This window comes from Pseudomonas shiyinii, from assembly GCF_056725765.1.
The window spans coordinates 2,891,290-2,907,838 of sequence record NZ_CM161522.1 but is presented as its reverse complement, the minus strand read 5'-3'; the positions used below and the strand labels follow the sequence as shown (position 1 = coordinate 2,907,838).

Annotated in this window: 12 protein-coding genes; 4 read left to right on the top strand and 8 right to left on the bottom strand. The window is 63.4% G+C overall.

Features of this window, described 5'->3' with window-relative positions; all coding sequences use genetic code 11:
* Positions 1 to 2: 2 nt before the first annotated feature.
* The 5 genes from nuoC to ACXHGZ_RS13020 all read right to left on the bottom strand — a co-directional run bounded on the left by nuoC (position 3) and on the right by ACXHGZ_RS13020 (position 6,402).
* Positions 3 to 1,784 carry an NADH-quinone oxidoreductase subunit C/D gene (gene nuoC / locus ACXHGZ_RS13040; RefSeq protein ID WP_043209154.1) on the bottom strand — a complete coding sequence of 594 codons (1,782 nt, stop codon included), beginning with the start codon at positions 1,782 to 1,784 and terminating at the stop codon, positions 3 to 5.
* Positions 1,785 to 1,863: 79 nt separating this feature from the next.
* Positions 1,864 to 2,541, bottom strand: coding sequence for a NuoB/complex I 20 kDa subunit family protein (locus ACXHGZ_RS13035; RefSeq protein WP_043209157.1), 678 nt, complete (start codon positions 2,539 to 2,541; stop codon positions 1,864 to 1,866).
* 9 nt (positions 2,542 to 2,550) lie between these two features.
* On the bottom strand, positions 2,551 to 2,964 hold the full coding sequence (locus ACXHGZ_RS13030) for an NADH-quinone oxidoreductase subunit A (RefSeq protein WP_043209159.1): 414 nt from the start codon (positions 2,962 to 2,964) through the stop codon (positions 2,551 to 2,553).
* Positions 2,965 to 3,853: 889 nt separating this feature from the next.
* Positions 3,854 to 5,179, bottom strand: coding sequence for an isocitrate lyase (gene aceA / locus ACXHGZ_RS13025; protein WP_480460199.1), 1,326 nt, complete (start codon positions 5,177 to 5,179; stop codon positions 3,854 to 3,856).
* A 488-nt stretch (positions 5,180 to 5,667) separates the two neighbouring features.
* A complete protein-coding gene (locus ACXHGZ_RS13020) occupies positions 5,668 to 6,402 on the bottom strand; it encodes a secretin N-terminal domain-containing protein (RefSeq protein ID WP_480464051.1) in 735 nt (244 codons plus the stop codon).
* A 231-nt stretch (positions 6,403 to 6,633) separates the two neighbouring features.
* On the opposite strand from ACXHGZ_RS13020, the gene ACXHGZ_RS13015 reads away from it, so the two are divergent.
* Positions 6,634 to 8,355 (top strand): S8/S53 family peptidase, encoded by a 1,722-nt coding sequence (locus ACXHGZ_RS13015; RefSeq protein WP_480460198.1) that lies wholly within the window; start codon positions 6,634 to 6,636, stop codon positions 8,353 to 8,355.
* 101 nt (positions 8,356 to 8,456) lie between these two features.
* The gene (locus ACXHGZ_RS13010) at positions 8,457 to 9,899 is read left to right on the top strand and encodes a SulP family inorganic anion transporter (protein WP_480460197.1); all 1,443 of its coding nucleotides are present in this window, start codon (positions 8,457 to 8,459) and stop codon (positions 9,897 to 9,899) included.
* 536 nt (positions 9,900 to 10,435) lie between these two features.
* Here ACXHGZ_RS13010 and fusA read toward each other — a convergent pair.
* On the bottom strand, positions 10,436 to 12,550 hold the full coding sequence (gene fusA / locus ACXHGZ_RS13005) for an elongation factor G (protein WP_480460196.1): 2,115 nt from the start codon (positions 12,548 to 12,550) through the stop codon (positions 10,436 to 10,438).
* 148 nt (positions 12,551 to 12,698) lie between these two features.
* On the opposite strand from fusA, the gene dsdA reads away from it, so the two are divergent.
* On the top strand, positions 12,699 to 14,060 hold the full coding sequence (gene dsdA / locus ACXHGZ_RS13000) for a D-serine ammonia-lyase (protein WP_480460195.1): 1,362 nt from the start codon (positions 12,699 to 12,701) through the stop codon (positions 14,058 to 14,060).
* 23 nt (positions 14,061 to 14,083) lie between these two features.
* On the opposite strand, the gene ACXHGZ_RS12995 is transcribed toward dsdA, so the two are convergent.
* Positions 14,084 to 14,512, bottom strand: coding sequence for a hypothetical protein (locus tag ACXHGZ_RS12995; RefSeq protein ID WP_480460194.1), 429 nt, complete (start codon positions 14,510 to 14,512; stop codon positions 14,084 to 14,086).
* 402 nt (positions 14,513 to 14,914) lie between these two features.
* Here ACXHGZ_RS12995 and ACXHGZ_RS12990 point away from each other — a divergent pair, with 402 nt between their 5' ends.
* The gene (locus ACXHGZ_RS12990; RefSeq protein WP_084859152.1) at positions 14,915 to 15,214 is read left to right on the top strand and encodes a hypothetical protein; all 300 of its coding nucleotides are present in this window, start codon (positions 14,915 to 14,917) and stop codon (positions 15,212 to 15,214) included.
* On the opposite strand, the gene ACXHGZ_RS12985 is transcribed toward ACXHGZ_RS12990, so the two are convergent.
* Positions 15,211 to 16,467, bottom strand: coding sequence for a 2-aminoadipate transaminase (locus ACXHGZ_RS12985; protein WP_084859151.1), 1,257 nt, complete (start codon positions 16,465 to 16,467; stop codon positions 15,211 to 15,213). The genes ACXHGZ_RS12990 and ACXHGZ_RS12985 overlap by 4 nt on opposite strands.
* Positions 16,468 to 16,549 lie beyond the last annotated feature (82 nt).

The window sequence follows — 16,549 nt, the reverse complement described above, 5'->3', positions numbered from 1 at the left end:
GCTTAGCGGTCCACGTCAGCCATAACGAAGTCGATACTGCCCAGGTACGCAATGAGGTCCGCGACCATGCTGCCTTTGATCACCGAAGGGATCTGCTGCAGGTGCGGGTAGCTCGGGGTACGGATCCGGGTGCGGTAGCTCATGGTGCCGCCATCGCTCGTCAGGTAGTAACTGTTGATGCCCTTGGTCGCCTCGATCATCTGGAACGACTCGTTGGCCGGCATGACCGGGCCCCACGAGACCTGCAGGAAGTGGGTGATCAGGGTCTCGATGTGCTGCAGGGTGCGCTCTTTCGGTGGCGGCGTGGTCAGCGGGTGATCCGCCTTGTACGGGCCTTCCGGCATGTTGCGCAGGCACTGGTCGATGATGCGGATACTCTGGCGCATCTCCTCGACGCGGACCATGCAGCGATCGTAGGCATCGCCGTTGTGGGCCAGCGGCACTTCGAACTCGAAGTTCTCGTAGCCGGAGTAGGGGCGGGCTTTACGCAGGTCGAAGTCGCAACCGGTGGCACGCAGGCCGGCACCGGTGGTACCCCACGACAGCGCTTCCTGGGTGTTGTACGCGGCGACGCCGATGGTACGACCCTTGAGAATGCTGTTCTTGAGCGCAGCCTTTTCGTACTCGTCCAGGCGCTTGGGCAGCCATTCGACGAAGTCCTTGACCAGCTTGTCCCAGCCGCGCGGCAGGTCGTGGGCGACGCCACCGATGCGGTACCAGGCCGGGTGCAGGCGGAAACCGGTGATCGCTTCGATCACGGTGTAGGCACGCTGGCGGTCGGTGAAGGTGAAGAACACCGGAGTCATGGCGCCGACGTCCTGGATGTAGGTGCCCAGGAACAGCAGGTGGCTGGTGATCCGGAAGAACTCGGCCAGCATGACGCGAATGGTGTCGACCTTCTGCGGCACCTTGATGCCGGCCAGCTTCTCGACGGCCAGCACGTACGGCAGGTTGTTCATCACCCCGCCGAGGTAGTCGATACGGTCGGTGTAGGGGATGAAGCTGTGCCAGGACTGGCGCTCGGCCATCTTCTCGGCACCACGGTGGTGGTAGCCGATGTCCGGGACGCAGTCGACGATCTCTTCGCCGTCCAGCTGCAGGACGATCCGGAAGGCACCGTGGGCGGAAGGGTGGTTGGGGCCCAGGTTGAGGAACATGTAGTCCTCGTTGGCGCCATGGCGCTTCATGCCCCAGGCTTCGGGGTTGAAGCGTGCCGATTCCTCTTCAAGCTGCTGCTTGGCCAGGTTCAGGCTGTACGGGTCGAACTCGGTGGCGCGCGCCGGGAAGTCCTTGCGCAGCGGGTGACCTTCCCAGGTCGGCGGCATGAGGATGCGCGACAGGTGCGGGTGGCCGGCGAAGTCGATGCCGAACATGTCCCAGACTTCGCGCTCGTACCAGTTGGCGTTGGGCCAGATACCGGTGACCGACGGCAGGTTCAGGTCGCCTTCGCTCAAGGCCACCTTGATCATCACGTCGCTGTTACGCTCGACCGACAGCAGGTGGTAGAACACGCTGAAGTCGGCAGCCGGCAGGCCGCGGCGCTGGGTACGCAGGCGCTCGTCGACGCCATGCAGGTCGAACAGCATGCTGTACGGCTTGGCGACGTTGCGCAGGAAGGAGAGGACATCTTTGAGCTGGGCGCGGTTCACCCACAGGACCGGCATGCCGGTGCGGGTTTCCTGGGCGACGAAAGCGTCGGCGCCAAAACGGTTGTGCAGTTCGACGACCACATCCTGGTCGTCAGCCTTGTAAGGCGGAATATAAATAGCGGTGTCCGCTGTCATGGTCTCGGTCGCTTTGAGTCAACGTAGAGAATGAAGCCAGGCCGCCGGCTCCTTCCGGAACGGGCGGCATGTCGCTGGATCAGACTTCGTCGGGGCTGCGCAGGTTGGTGACCTGGATGCGCTGTTCACGACGCAGGTCTTTCTGGGCGGGCATCTCGGCACGGTAAATGCCTTGATCACCGACGACCCAGGAAAGCGGGCGTCGCTCCTGGCCGATCGACTCCTGCAGCAGCATCAGGCCCTGCAGGAAGGCTTCGGGGCGAGGCGGGCAGCCAGGCACGTAGACATCCACGGGGAGGAACTTGTCGACCCCCTGAACGACCGAGTAAATGTCGTACATGCCGCCGGAGTTGGCGCACGAGCCCATGGAGATCACCCACTTGGGTTCGAGCATCTGCTCATAGAGGCGCTGGATGATCGGCGCCATCTTGATGAAGCAGGTGCCAGCGACGACCATGAAGTCGGCCTGACGCGGCGAGGCCCGGATGACTTCGGCGCCGAAGCGGGCGATGTCGTGGGGTGCCGTGAAGGCCGTGGTCATTTCCACATAGCAGCAGGACAGGCCGAAGTTGTACGGCCAGAGGGAGTTCTTGCGACCCCAGTTGACCGCGCCACGCAGCACATCTTCGAGCTTGCCCATGAAGATGTTCTTGTGGACTTGGTCCTCTAGCAGCTGATCGGTGACGGTTTCCCGTTCACCGACAGGATACTGCTCGTTGGGCGCATCCGGATCGATTCTGGTGAGATTGTATTGCATGCCAAAGCCTCATTGTTTCAGCTTCGCTTGCCGCTTGCGGCGACCTTCGGGAGCCCAATCGAGCGCCCCGACGCGCCATAGGTAGACAAGACCAGCCAACAGAATTGCAATGAAAACGAGTGCTTCGACGAATCCGGTCCAGCCGCTTTCGCGGACGGACACAGACCATGCATACAGGAATAGGGCTTCGATATCGAAGATCACGAACAGCATCGCGACCAGATAGAATTTGGCGGACAGGCGCAGGCGGGCGCTGCCGACGGGCAGCATGCCGGATTCGAAGGGTTCGTTCTTGGCGCGGCCCCAAGCCTTGCTACCGAGCAGGCTGGACAGGCCGAGCATGAAGGCACACAGGCCGACGACACCCAGGAGGAAGATGGCAAAGCCCCAGTTATGGGCGATGAGTCCTACCGAATCGGACATGCTAGAAATCCTTATACAGAGACCCAGCTCTGCAGTCTGAAATAAGTAGAGCGGCGACGCGGTGTCGCGGTTGCAGTGACCAAATGTCGCAGCTGAATCAATCGGGCTGATTTTATGGGTAAACCCAGTGCAAGTAAAATTTCTGTGGCAAATTTATTCGTAGGATTAAGAACAAAAAATGTTCGTAAATGGCTGAAACCCTTGAGTTTCGGGCATTCCCGCCGCTTTTGTTAATTATGTTTCTTGCGTGGCGTAACGACACCCTGTTTATGTAATGATAATTACTATCATTTGAGGTGTTCTGCCATTTTTAACTTGGCCTGGTGCTTGCTAAGTTCATTTCAGCGGCGCCCCATCTTGCCAATGCGAAAGGGTCTCGTTCTAGCAGGCGTGCGCAGCCTTTGTACCGCTCTAGGTCAATACTTTATCGATTGAGCGGACGGCACCTGTGTGGTCTGTCCGCGCTGTGTATATAGAAGGTAGCGTAGCGCGGGCGTTCCGGGGGAAATCTTGTGGGCTGTGTGGTATGGCGACAGTCCTTTGTTGCCCTTCCGAGCGAGCGCCGCCCGCGCGGCGCATCGCGAGCTGCGCTCGCTCCTACGTTTGTTTACGGCCAGTAACGCCTGTGACAGGCGCGCGCGACCGCCTGGTGCGTACGTCACAATATCGCGTCATGCTCCAAGGCGTCCGCGCGAAAATCCCACAGGCATAATTGGCCCGAAACAAACGTAGGAGCGAGCGCAGCTCGCGATGCGCCGCGCGGGCGGCGCTCGGTTTCCCATACGGCGCCCATGGGCCGTTATGCGCCTCATCAGCCAGCAGCCCCACGGCAATGAAAAAAGCCTGAGATCCTTTCGAATCCCAGGCTTCTATTGGCCTCATTGCGCTATCAGTGGAACTGCTCTTCCTCGGTCGAGCCGGTCAGCGCGGTCACCGAAGACGCACCACCCTGGATCACGGTGGTCATGTCATCGAAGTAGCCGGTACCGACTTCCTGCTGGTGCGCCACGAAGGTATAGCCTTTGCTCGCGTCGGCGAACTCCTGCTCCTGCAGCTTCACGTAGGCGGTCATGTCGTTGCGGGCGTAGTCGTGCGCCAGGTTGAACATGCCGTGCCACATGTTGTGAATGCCTGCCAGGGTGATGAACTGGTGCTTGTAGCCCATGGCCGACAGCTCGCGCTGGAACTTGGCGATGGTGGCGTCGTCCAGGTTCTTCTTCCAGTTGAAGGACGGCGAGCAGTTGTACGACAGGATCTGGTCCGGGTATTCCTTCTTGATCGCCTCGGCGAAGCGGCGCGCTTCGTCCAGGTCCGGCTTGGCGGTTTCACACCAGATCAAATCGGCGTATGGGGCATAGGCCAGGCCGCGGGCGATGGCCTGGTCGAGGCCGGCGCGTACCTTGTAGAAGCCTTCGCGGGTGCGTTCGCCCACCACGAACGGCTGGTCGTACGGGTCGCAGTCGCTGGTCAGCAGGTCGGCGGCGTTGGCGTCGGTACGGGCCAGGATGATGGTCGGTACGCCAGCGACGTCGGCTGCCAGGCGTGCGGCAACCAGCTTCTGTACCGCTTCCTGGGTCGGCACCAGGACCTTGCCGCCCATGTGGCCGCATTTTTTCACCGAAGCCAGCTGGTCTTCGAAGTGCACGCCGGCGGCGCCTGCCTCGATCATGTTCTTCATCAGTTCGTAGGCGTTCAGTACGCCGCCGAAACCAGCCTCGGCGTCTGCCACGATCGGCGCGAAGTAATCGATGTAGCCATCGTCGCCTGGGTTCTTGCCGGCTTTCCACTGAATCTGGTCGGCGCGGCGGAAGGCGTTGTTGATGCGCTTGACCACGGTCGGCACCGAGTCGACCGGGTACAGCGACTGGTCAGGGTACATGGACTCGGCCGAGTTGTTGTCGGCGGCCACCTGCCAGCCAGACAGGTAGATGGCCTGGATGCCGGCCTTCACCTGCTGGACTGCCTGGCCGCCGGTCAGGGCGCCCATGCAGTTGACGAAATCTTTCTCGGGGCGGAAGGACGGGTGGGCACCTTCGGTGACCAGCTTCCACAGTTTTTCTGCACCCTGGCGGGCGAAGGTGTGTTCCGGCTGCAGGGAACCACGCAGGCGGACGACATCGGCGGCGGTATAGGTACGGGTCACGCCTTTCCAGCGCGGGTTCTCGGCCCAGTCTTTCTCAAGGGCTGCAATTTGCTGTTCGCGTGTCAGTGCCATGGAAATAAAACCTCGTCGCATCAGTCTTGTGAAGTAGGTGCTTGTGCTCGGCGCGGTCAGGGATCTGGCGGCTGTCTGCCCGGCGGGAAGCGCTTGCGAACGAGAGGCTCGAAGGGGGAAGGGGGAGCAGGCGGGCAGGGTGTGACTACAGGTCGGCTCGTGGTTGCCTTGCTGCGGTACGACAGGACTGCCGGTTGCTGCGGTGATGCGCTTCCGTCCCTCGGGACAACTTCTTCGTCGCAGTCGCAATCCCGTCGAACCGCCTTGTGGGCCGTATGGACACGAGACGCCTCCAAGGGGTAGGGAGGAGCGCATCTCGAAGGCCCTTGCCAGGGCCTCTGATTAGCGGGAGCGAGGCCATCATGCCCTTGGGAAAAAGTGCCTGTCAAATGTTTTGTAGTGCTTTTTTTCGCTTACTACATCTTTGGTCTAATGAGACTCTTCGGTCAGTTTCAAGGCCTTTGGTCGAGGCCTTGAATTGCCTGGGATCACTCTAGAAGGTCGACTTTGACCCGTAATGTCATGTTTTCACCCCGCTGGGTGCTGTAGGTGATGGCCGAGGCGCTTTGTCCGGCCTGGCTCTGCTGGTTGTGTCCGGCCAGGGTGATCCACTCGCCGAGCTTGCCGGTGACCGTCGTGTCGGTACTCTGGACTTTTACTACATCCTGTCGTTCGCTGCTCATTCGGTCATTATTGGTGCTTATTTGCAGACGAACCGTATCGCCGCTCAGGCTCGGGGTAACGTAGAAACCCTGGGTGACATTGCGGTATTCGGTGTCGCTCTGGAGGCGGCCGTAGCTGTCGGTGCTGGTACTTGTGATGGGGATGCTCTGGCCCACCTGGATCAGCGCCGGCTGACCTTCGCTGGCCTGTATCTGCTGCAGGCCGCCTTCGCGGTTGCTGGTGCCATATTGGATGACCCTGGCATTGCCGCGGTTGTCCTGGAAGTTGCTGTCGTCGTTGTCGACGCTGATCAGCAGGCGCTTGGGCGCGGTGTCGAGTTGCTGCAGCAGGGTGCGCAGGTCGTCGATGCGCTCAGGGCTGGCATTGACGATCAGTTTGTTCTCGAAGGCGCTGACGGTGCCATCCTTGCCCAGGAACGACTGGGCCGTCGGCAGCAGTTCGGCGCTGGTGCGGTGCTGCAGCGGCAGGACTTCGGTGGCGGCCAGCGCATTGAGGCTGGCGGCCAGCAGCAGGGAGGCGATGAGAGGGCGTAGCGGCATGTCCATGATCTCCGCGGGTGGAATGATCATGATGGCAAATTTGACGCAGATGTGCCGGGCCTGGATCACGGTGCCGGGCATTTTTGCCTGCCTGAGGCCATTCGCGGGTAAAACCATTCCCACAAGATTCTGTGGGAGCGGGCTTGCCCCGCGATAGGGCCCGCGCAGGCCACATGAACCTTTGCTCCGATCCGGCAGTCGCAGGCAGGGGAAGCCAACGGATTGTCACCTATGAAACCGGTTCTCGCGTTGCTGCTCTGCCTATTCGCATCCATCGCCAATGCCACCCAGGAGCCCCTGCGCATCAAGCAGCTGCAGCGTTGCGCCGACCTGCTCAGCGATGCTCCACAGCAATGGTGCCTGCGCGCCCAGGGCCTGGGGCAAGGCAAGCCGGCGGTATGGCTCGATGGCGTGCAGCTTTCCGAAACCCAGGTCCTTCGTGATGGCGACATGCTCAAGCTGACCCTCGATCGGCCTCGCCAGCGCAGTGCCCCGCTCTGGCTCCAGGCCCATGGCCAGCAGAGCAACCCGGTGTGGCTTACCCAACGGCGCAGCCACGTGATGGCAGCCGGCCCCGATCAGGTGGCGAAGAACATGGACGGCCTGACTACCTACCTGGACCTGGTCAGCCTGCTGATCGAGGAAAAGCACGACGGCCTGCCTGAGGCGCAGCGCATTGCCGCGAAGTACGGTGCCCAGGTGGTCGGTGCCATCCCGCCGTTGAACGTCTACCAGTTGCGCCTGCCGGTGCGCAACCTGGTGCAGCGCGATGCGCTGATCCTGCGTATGGGCAGCGAGACCAGTGTCGATGCCGTGATCATCGAGGAGTCCGCCGCGGAGCGGGGGGAGGAAAGCACCGAACACACGGCCAAGGCCATCGACCAGCAAGACGAGTGGGCGGCCAACCGCTTCCTGGATGCGCTGTATTTCTACCAGAGGCGCATCCCACTGTCGTCCATACCCGTCCAGCCGCTGCGCGTCGGTGTCATCGAGCGGGAGGTGGACTTCGATGCGCCGGCATTCAAAGCCTACCGCGGCAGTTGTGGCCAAGCGCCAGTGTGCCTCTACGCCCGCGATGGCGACCAGGCGGACAGCCATGGCAGCCATGTGGCCGGCATCCTGGCCGGGCGCGGGGAGGGTCTGCAGGGCGGTTTCTTCAGCGGCCTGGGCAAGGCCAGCCCGGGCTTCGAAGTGATCGTCGAGCGTAACGCGGATGCTGGCATCACGGCCAACATCGCCGCCTCGGTGAACCTGGTGGAAGATGGCGTGCGGGTGTTGAACTGGAGCTGGGGCATCCACCGCGTCGGCGCGAAAAATGTGCAAGGCGACGAGGTCGATTCCCTGGTGCGCTCGGGCCTGGCCATGAGCGGCTACGAAGAACTGCTGGAAGAATTCTTCCTCTGGCTGCGCAAGGCGCACCCTGATGTGGTGGTGGTCAACTCGGCAGGCAACGGGGCGTCCTGGTCCGGCACCGACGAGTACCGCTTGCCCTCATCGTTCGTCACCGAGCAGTTGCTGGTGGTCGGCGGCCACCAGCGCAGCGATCGCGCCGTTCCTGTGGAAGCCCCGGAACATGTGGTCAAGCGGCGCAGCTCCAACATCGACATGCGCGTGGATGTCAGTGCCGCGGCCTGCATTCGCCCGTCCCAGGCCGGCGACCCGCACTGTGGCACCTCCTACGCCACGCCGCTGGTGACCGCGACCGTGGCGGCCATGGTGTCGATCAATCCGCAACTGACCCCCGAGCAGGTGCGAATGCTGCTGCGCCGCAGTGCCCTGACCCTGGGCCCGCGGCAGGATTTCGAGGCCATGGATGCCGAGGACCTGACGGCGCCGATCCTGCCGTCGGAGCGCAACGGTCAGTTGCAGCACCCTGATCTGGGCCGCTCGGCACGCCTGGACATGCAGCGAGCCCTCGACCTCGCGATACAGAGCCGTGAGCGGGTGCGCTGAGGTCGCCGCGGTGGCTGCTCGAAGACAAATTTCGTAACATCGCGCCCCTCGATGTTCAGCCCGGGGGCCGTCGTCACATCCCCGGAAACCATAGGAAACCCATGAAACCCGCCCGACTCCGCGCCGACGTGCTCGCCGGCCTCACCACCTCGTTCGCCCTGGTGCCCGAGTGCATCGCCTTCGCCTTGGTGGCGCACCTCAACCCGCTCATGGGCCTGTATGGCGCCTTCATCATCTGTACCCTGACTGCGCTGTTCGGCGGCCGCCCGGGCATGATTTCCGGCGCTGCGGGCTCCATGGCCGTGGTCATCGTCGCGCTGGTGGTACAACACGGTGCCCAGTACCTGCTGGCCACGGTCCTGCTCGGTGGCGTGGTGATGATCCTGTTCGGTGTGCTGCGCCTGGGCAAGCTGGTGCGCCTGGTGCCGTACCCGGTGATGCTTGGCTTCGTCAACGGCCTGGCCATCGTCATCGCCCTGGCCCAGCTCGAGCACTTCAAGGACGGCGAGCACTGGCTCAGCGGCTCGCCCCTGTACCTGATGATCGGCCTGGTGGCCCTGACCATGCTGGTGGTCTACGTCCTGCCGCGCCTGACCCGTGCCGTGCCCCCGGCCCTGGTCGCGATCCTGGGGGTGGGCTTGCTGGTCTACCTGCTCGACCTGCCGACCCGCACCCTCGGCGACATGGCCCACATCGCCGGCGGCCTGCCGCAGCTGGCGTTGCCGCAGGTGCCCTGGAACCTGGAGACCCTGACGATCATCTGGCCCTATGCGGTGTTGATGGCCATGGTCGGCCTGCTGGAAACGCTGCTGACCCTGAACCTCACCGACGAGATCACCGAGAGCCGTGGCTATCCAGATCGCGAATGCGTAGCCCTGGGTGCGGCCAACATGGTTTCGGGGCTGTGCGGCGGCATGGGCGGCTGCGCGATGATCGGCCAGACCGTGATCAACCTCAGCTCCAATGGCCGAGGTCGGCTGTCGGGCGTGGTGGCCGGGGTGATGATCCTGTTGTTCGTGCTGTTCCTGTCGCCGCTGATCGAGCGCATCCCGCTGGCGGCGCTGGTGGGCGTGATGTTCGTGGTGGCCCAGCAGACCTTCGCCTGGGCGTCGCTGCGGGTGTTGAACAAGGTACCGGCGAGCGATGTGCTGGCGATCATCGCGGTGACCGTGGTCACGATCTTCACCGACCTGGCCGCCGCGGTGCTGTTCGGCATCGTCATCGCGGCGATCAATTTCGCCTGGCAGCACGCCCGCGAGCTGTATGCCGACAGCCATATCGATGACGAAGGCGGCAAGGTCTACCAGGTGCACGGCACCCTGTTTTTCGCCTCGACCACGCCGTTTCTCAACCAGTTCGACCCGGCGCAGGACCCGGCCAGCGTGACCCTGGACTGCAAGCACCTGAGCTTCGTGGACTATTCGGCAATCGCGGCATTGAAGACCTTGCGCGAACGTTATGCCAAGGCGGGCAAGCACCTGCGGGTGGTGCATCTTTCTGAACGCTGCAAGAAGCTGCTCAAGCGGGCGGGTGAGCAGCACTGACAAGCAGCCCTGTCTGACCTGATGCATTCGCGGGTAAACCCGCTCCCACAGGATTTCGCGATCCCTGTGGGAGATTACCCAGTCCTTCGGGCTGCGCTGTCGCGCACAGAACAAGCGGCCAATGCTGCCCCTGTGGGAGCGGCGGTGCGGCGGTCCGACTTGTCCCGCGATCAAGGGCGAAGCCCTTGTCAGGCGACGGTGATATCGGGTCCGGCCTAATCGCGGGACAAGCCCGCACAGGGATTTCGCAAATTTTGAGCGCGGCGCAATCTTGGTGGGAGCTGGCGACAGCCTGCGATGGGCTGCAAAGCAGCCCCAAGCCCTCAAACGGTGGAGCCCCTCCAGACTCAAGGGGGCCGCTTTGCGGCCCATCGCAGGCTCCGCCAGCTCCCACCAAGCACGCGGAGCCTGGGCCGTATTTGCACGGCTGGCTTGTTTAGCACCATAGAATCTCCCACAGGGTGCCGCAAATCAAATGGTCCTGCGTTGTTCTGTGGGAGCGGAGTTACCCGCGAATCGAGCGCGTAGCGCTCGCCTTATGACTCCCCGCGATTCTTCTTCACGATGGCATCGGCGATGCTCGCCGGCGCTTCGGCATAGCGGGTGAACTCCATCGAGAAACTGGCCCGACCCTGGGTCATCGAGCGCATCGAGGTGGCGTAGCCAAACATCTCGCCCAGCGGCACTTCGGCGCGGATCACCTTGCCCGCCGGGGTCTCGTCGCCGTCCTGGATCATCCCCCGGCGCCGGCTCAGGTCGCCGAGGATATCGCCCTGGTACTCTTCAGGGGTCACCACCTCGACCTTCATCACCGGCTCCAGCAGCACCGCTCCACCTTTTTGCGACAGCTGCTTGGTGGCCATCGATGCGGCGATCTTGTAGGCCATCTCGTTGGAGTCGACGTCGTGGTACGAGCCGTCGTACACAGCAGCCTTCAGGCTGATCAGCGGGTAGCCGGCTAGCACCCCGTTCTTCATCTGTTCCTCGATGCCTTTCTGGATCGCCGGGATGTACTCGCGTGGCACCACGCCCCCGACGATCTCGTTGACGAACTCCAGGCCTTCCTTGCCCTCGTCGCCTGGGGCGAAGCGGATCCAGCAGTGGCCATACTGGCCGCGCCCGCCGGACTGGCGCACGAACCGGCCCTCGATCTCGCAGGTGTTGCGGATCTTCTCACGGTAGGCCACCTGCGGCTTGCCGATATTCGCCTCGACGTTGAACTCGCGTTTCATGCGGTCGACGATGATGTCCAAGTGCAGCTCGCCCATGCCGGAGATGATCGTCTGGCCGGTTTCTTCATCGGTCTTGACCCGGAACGACGGGTCTTCCTGGGCCAGCTTGCCCAGGGCGATGCCCATCTTCTCCTGGTCGGCTTTGGTCTTGGGCTCGACGGCCACGGAGATCACCGGGTCGGGGAAGTCCATGCGTTCGAGGATGATCGGCTTGTCCATATCGCACAGCGTATCGCCGGTGGTCACGTCCTTCATGCCGATCAGTGCGGCGATATCGCCGGCGCACACGTCCTTGATCTCGGCGCGCTGGTTGGCATGCATCTGCACCATGCGGCCGATGCGCTCCTTCTTGCCCTTGACCGAGTTGAGCACGGCGTTGCCTGAACTGAGCACGCCGGAGTACACCCGGGCGAACGTCAAGGTGCCGACGAACGGGTCGGTGGCGATCTTGAAGGCCAGGGCCGAGAACGGCTCGTTGTCGTCGGCGTGGCGCTCCAGGTGCTTGCTCTCATCGTCCGGGTCGGTACCCTTGATCGCCGGAATTTCGCTGGGGGCGGGGAGATAGTCGATCACCGCGTCGAGCATCAGTGGTACGCCCTTGTTCTTGAACGACGAGCCGAGGATGGTCGGCACGATTTCGTTGTTCAGGGTGCGCTTGCGCAGACCGGCCTTGATCTCTTCGGTGCTCAGTTCTTCGCCTTCGAGAAACTTGCCGAGCAGCTCATCATCGGCCTCGGCTGCCGCCTCGACCATGTGCGCCCGCCATTCATCGGCCAGCGCCTGCAGTTCGGCAGGGATGGCTTCTTCGCGATAACTGGTGCCCTGGTCGGCGTCGTTCCAGTAGATGGCCTTCATCTTTACCAGGTCGATCTGGCCCTGGAAATTTTCCTCGCTGCCGATGGCCAGCTGGATCGGCACCGGATGGTGGCCCAGGCGCTGGTCGATCTGCCTGACCACGCGCAGGAAGTCAGCGCCCTGGCGGTCCATCTTGTTGACGTAGGCCAGGCGCGGGACATGGTACTTGTTGGCCTGGCGCCAGACCGTCTCGGACTGCGGTTCGACCCCGTCGGCGCCGCTGAACACCACCACCGCGCCGTCGAGCACGCGCAGCGAGCGTTCCACCTCGATGGTGAAGTCCACGTGGCCTGGGGTGTCGATGATGTTGAAGCGGTACTTGTTGGCGAACTGCTTGGTCGAGCCTTGCCAGAAGGCTGTGGTGGCCGCCGAAGTGATGGTGATGCCGCGCTCCTGTTCCTGGGCCATCCAGTCCATGGTGGCGGCGCCGTCATGGACCTCGCCCATCTTGTGGTTGACCCCGGTGTAGAACAGGATGCGTTCGGTGGTGGTGGTCTTGCCGGCGTCGACATGGGCGACGATGCCGATATTGCGGTACAGCTCGATGGGAGTCGTGCGGGCCATGGTCAGTCACCTGTGGGTGAACGGGTTCTCCCAAGGTAGCAGACGATGACGAACCTGACGGGGCCGTGGATGAGTATCCGACGGTTGCCAAGGCAAGGGCATGTGCCGCCTAATCCAAGGCTCGTTCGCTGACCTCCTGGAGTCGCCCATGGCCCTTGCCGTCCCGCTGGAAACCTGGTGCCAGCAGCACCCATTGATTGCCGACCTGGTGCGTCATGCGCAGGTTGCCTGGTTCAATCCGGGCGTCGTGCCCTGCGCCCAAGCGCTTGGCGATGTGCCGCTGGGCGCCGCCGATATCGCCCAGGCCAGCGCCCGACTTGAGCGTTTCGCGCCGTTCATCGCCTCGGCGTTCCCGCAGACGGCAGCGTCCGGTGGCCTGATCGAGTCGCCCTTGAGGCCCTTGCCCACGCTGCAGGCAGCGCTGTGCGACGAGCTGGGTATCGCACCCAGCGGCCGGCTATGGCTCAAGGCCGACAACCAGTTGCCCATTTCCGGTTCGATCAAGGCCCGCGGCGGTATCTACGAGGTGCTCAAGCATGCCGAGGACCTCGCCCTGGCCCACGGCCTGCTCAAGCCGGGCGATGACTACGCGGTGCTCGACAGCGACGCAGCGCGGGCTTTCTTCGGTCAATACAGCATCGCCGTCGGCTCGACCGGCAACCTGGGGCTGTCCATTGGCGTGATGGGGGCCCGGCTTGGGTTCCGTACCACAGTGCATATGTCCGCCGATGCCCGCCAGTGGAAGAAGGAGCGCCTACGCGCTTGTGGCGTGGAGGTGCGCGAGTACGAGGCCGACTACGGCGTTGCCGTGGCCCAGGGGCGGCGCGAAGCGGATGCCGACCCCAACTGCCATTTCGTCGATGATGAAAACTCCACCGACCTGTTCCTCGGCTATGCCGTGGCCGCCGAGCGCCTGTGCGGGCAGTTGCAGGGCGCAGGCATCCAGGTCGATGCCGATCACCCTCTGTTCGTCTACCTGCCGTGTGGCGTGGGCGGTGGGCCTGGCGGCGTGGCCTTTGGCCTGAAGCAGGCGTTCGGCGATGCGGTGCATTGCCTGTTCGCCGAGCCCACCCATTCGCCCTGCATGCTGCTGGGGGTCTATACCGGGTTGCATGAGCAGGTGTCGGTCTACGATTTCGGCCTGGATAACCATACCGCCGCCGACGGGCTGGCGGTCGGGCGGCCCTCAGGGTTCGTCGGGCGCAGCATGCAACGCCTGGTAGAGGGTTATTACACCGTCAGTGACGCAGAGCTGTTCCGCCTGCTGGCGCTGATGGACCGGCTCGAAGGCGAGCGGTTGGAGCCCTCGGCATTGGCGGGCGTGCCGGGCATGGGCCAGGTAGTGCTGGAAAAACAGGGGTTTCGCCAGCGCATGGGGCTGGACGAGCGGCGCATGGCCAATGCCACCCATCTGGTATGGGCGACGGGCGGCAGCATGGTGCCGGAGCAGGAGATGGAGGCGTACCTGGAGAAGGGGCGCGCCATCCTGCATGGCCGCCAGGGGCATTGAGCCCGAGCGGCCATCGGCGTGTGTCAGTCGGCCAGGGCCTGCAAATGCCACTGGCCGTCGCTTTCCCGGGCCAGGCCGCTGGCGGGCAGCAGGGCCAGCAGGCGCTCGTGCAGGGCAGCCTCGGTGAACGCCTTGACGGTGCCCAGGTCCAGCTCGCCCACTGGTTGCAGGTCGGTCTTGGTGTAGGACAGCCAGGCTTTCTTCAGCACCTGCAGCACATCGCTGGCGGCAGTGTTGGCGAAGCGCCGATGCAGCGTGCGGCCTTCCAGGGCGAAGGTGTGGCGGTGGGCGTAGCCGGTCTCGTCGCCGCTCAGGTCTATGCAGCGGTGGCAGCGGCAGGTGCCTTCAGCGAAGGCGTTGCGCAGGTAGCTGTTGAAATCCACGACGGGCTTGAGGGTCAGGCGTTTGTCGACCTCGAACAGGTCGGCGATCAGGGGTTCTTCGGCGCTCACTCGGAATCCTCGTGTGGTGTGGCGTGCATCGGCGGGCACCCTAACAGATTGAGGCGGGGGAGGCCATGTAGTAGGCAGAAGGATGTTGTCCTGCAATGCTGACCCAATCGCCGGCAAGCCGGCTCCCACAGGTTCGACGGTGTCTACAACTGCAGCACAATACAGGTGGGAATAACTGTCTTGAATTGCTTGCCTCCGACTCTATCGCCGGCGAGCCGGCTCTCACAGGTATGGCGGAGTCTTTGAAACAGCGCAGGACAGGTGGGAGCCGGCTTGCCGGCGATTGGGCCAATGCTGCCGGTGCAAATATTCCCGGCACCACTCGCGCCTGGTCGTCACCTGCCGTACCCTAGGCACCCCTGGCGCTTGCTGCGCCGTCCCAGTTCCCACGAGGCACCCTGATTGAGCAAATACCCGTACATCGCCACCGTAACCGTCAGCGCCGAAGACCGTGGGGGTGACGCCGAGGCGATGGAAAACCCAAACATGCGTGTCGGCCTGGAAGCGGTTACCGAGACCCTGAAGAAAGTGCATTTCGTCGGCACCCTGGCAGCGCCGGAAAAGCCCGCCACACATATCTGCGTGACCCTGGAAAACGGCCTGACCTACTACGGCCCAATCGTCAACGGCCACGCCGAGCTCGAAGGCGGCTGGATCGCCTTCGAGTCCGACATGCTCACGCCCGAGGAGCTGGGGCTTTAAGCGCAGCCCAGTTCGGCCAGGCACTGTTCGAGGATATCCAGGCCTTCCTCGAGCACATCAGGTTCGATCGTCAACGGGGCCAACAGGCGAATGATGTGTCGCGCCTTGCCGCTGGGCATCAGCAACAGCCCCTTGGCTCGCGCAGCCTCCATCACCTTGGCCAATTGCGCAGGTGCCGGGCTGCCGTCGGCATTGACGAACTCCAGGCCGCGCATGGCCCCGGTGCCTGTCAGGCGGCCCAGCGCCGAAGTCAGCCCGGACGCCTTCCAGCGTTCGTAGCGTGCGACGATGGCCTGTTCCTGGCGCTCGCCCCAGGTGGCCAGGTTCTCGTCGCTCATCTGCGCCAGGCTGGCCAGTGCCGCCGCGCAGGCGATCGGGTTGCCGGAATAGGTGCCGCCCAGGCCGCCCTTGGGCAGCGAGTCCATGATCGCCTTGCGCCCGACCACGGCCCCCAACGGCATGCCGCCGGCAATGCTCTTGGCCAGCAGCAACAGGTCTGGCTCGATCCCCAGGCGCGGGAAGGCGAAGCGCTGGCCGGTGCGGCCGAACCCGGACTGGATCTCATCGATGATGATCAGGATCCCATGCGCGTCGCAGAAACGGCGTAGCGCCTGGGCGAATGCCGGGTCCAGCGCCAGGAAGCCGCCTTCGCCCTGCACCGGCTCGAAGATGAATGCCGCCACGTCCTCCACGGCCAGCTCGACGCTGAATAGCCGGTCCATGGCCTTGAGCGCCTGTTCGCAGGTCACCCCGGTATCGGCGCTGGGGTAGGGCAGGTGGTAGACCGGTCCTGGCAGCTCGCCCACGCGTTGCTTGTAGGGCACCACCTTGCCGTTGAGGTTGAGGGTGGCCAAGGTACGGCCATGGAACCCTCCATCGAAGGCGACGATGGCGCGTTTGCCGGTCGCGCCACGCGCCACTTTCAGGGCATTTTCAGCCGCTTCCGCACCGCTGTTGGTGAGCATGCCCGCCAACGGGTAGCTGACCGGCACGAAGTGTCGCAGGCGTTCCATTAGCTCCAGGTACGGGCCATGGGGCGCTGCATTGAACGCGTAATGGGTCAGGCGGGTGGCTTGGGCCTGGATCGCCTCTACCACGGCAGGGTTGCAATGGCCCAGGTTGAGTACGCCGATACCCCCGACGAAATCGATATAACGCTTGCCATCGGTATCCCAGACTTCGGCATTGCGGCCATGGGAAAGTGTAATCGGGTGAACGATGGCAATGGAGTGGCTGATACTGTCCTGTTGCATAGGCACGCAAACCTTTTGTTTGGGTTTCTTATTATCGAAGCGTGCGGGCTCGGATTCGTGCAAACGAATTATTCGATTGCGG

Bases quoted from the DNA above. Each gene is read 5' to 3' on its own strand.
- aceA (WP_480460199.1), bottom strand. From the start codon at position 5,179: ATGGCACTGACACGCGAACAGCAAATTGCAGCCCTTGAGAAAGACTGG.
- ACXHGZ_RS13030 (WP_043209159.1), bottom strand. From the start codon at position 2,964: ATGTCCGATTCGGTAGGACTCATCGCCCATAACTGGGGCTTTGCCATC.
- ACXHGZ_RS13020 (WP_480464051.1), bottom strand. From the start codon at position 6,402: ATGCCGCTACGCCCTCTCATCGCCTCCCTGCTGCTGGCCGCCAGCCTC.
- ACXHGZ_RS13010 (WP_480460197.1), top strand. From the start codon at position 8,457: ATGAAACCCGCCCGACTCCGCGCCGACGTGCTCGCCGGCCTCACCACC.
- ACXHGZ_RS13015 (WP_480460198.1), top strand. From the start codon at position 6,634: ATGAAACCGGTTCTCGCGTTGCTGCTCTGCCTATTCGCATCCATCGCC.
- fusA (WP_480460196.1), bottom strand. From the start codon at position 12,550: ATGGCCCGCACGACTCCCATCGAGCTGTACCGCAATATCGGCATCGTC.
- nuoC (WP_043209154.1), bottom strand. From the start codon at position 1,784: ATGACAGCGGACACCGCTATTTATATTCCGCCTTACAAGGCTGACGAC.
- dsdA (WP_480460195.1), top strand. From the start codon at position 12,699: ATGGCCCTTGCCGTCCCGCTGGAAACCTGGTGCCAGCAGCACCCATTG.
- ACXHGZ_RS12985 (WP_084859151.1), bottom strand. From the start codon at position 16,467: ATGCAACAGGACAGTATCAGCCACTCCATTGCCATCGTTCACCCGATT.
- ACXHGZ_RS13035 (WP_043209157.1), bottom strand. From the start codon at position 2,541: ATGCAATACAATCTCACCAGAATCGATCCGGATGCGCCCAACGAGCAG.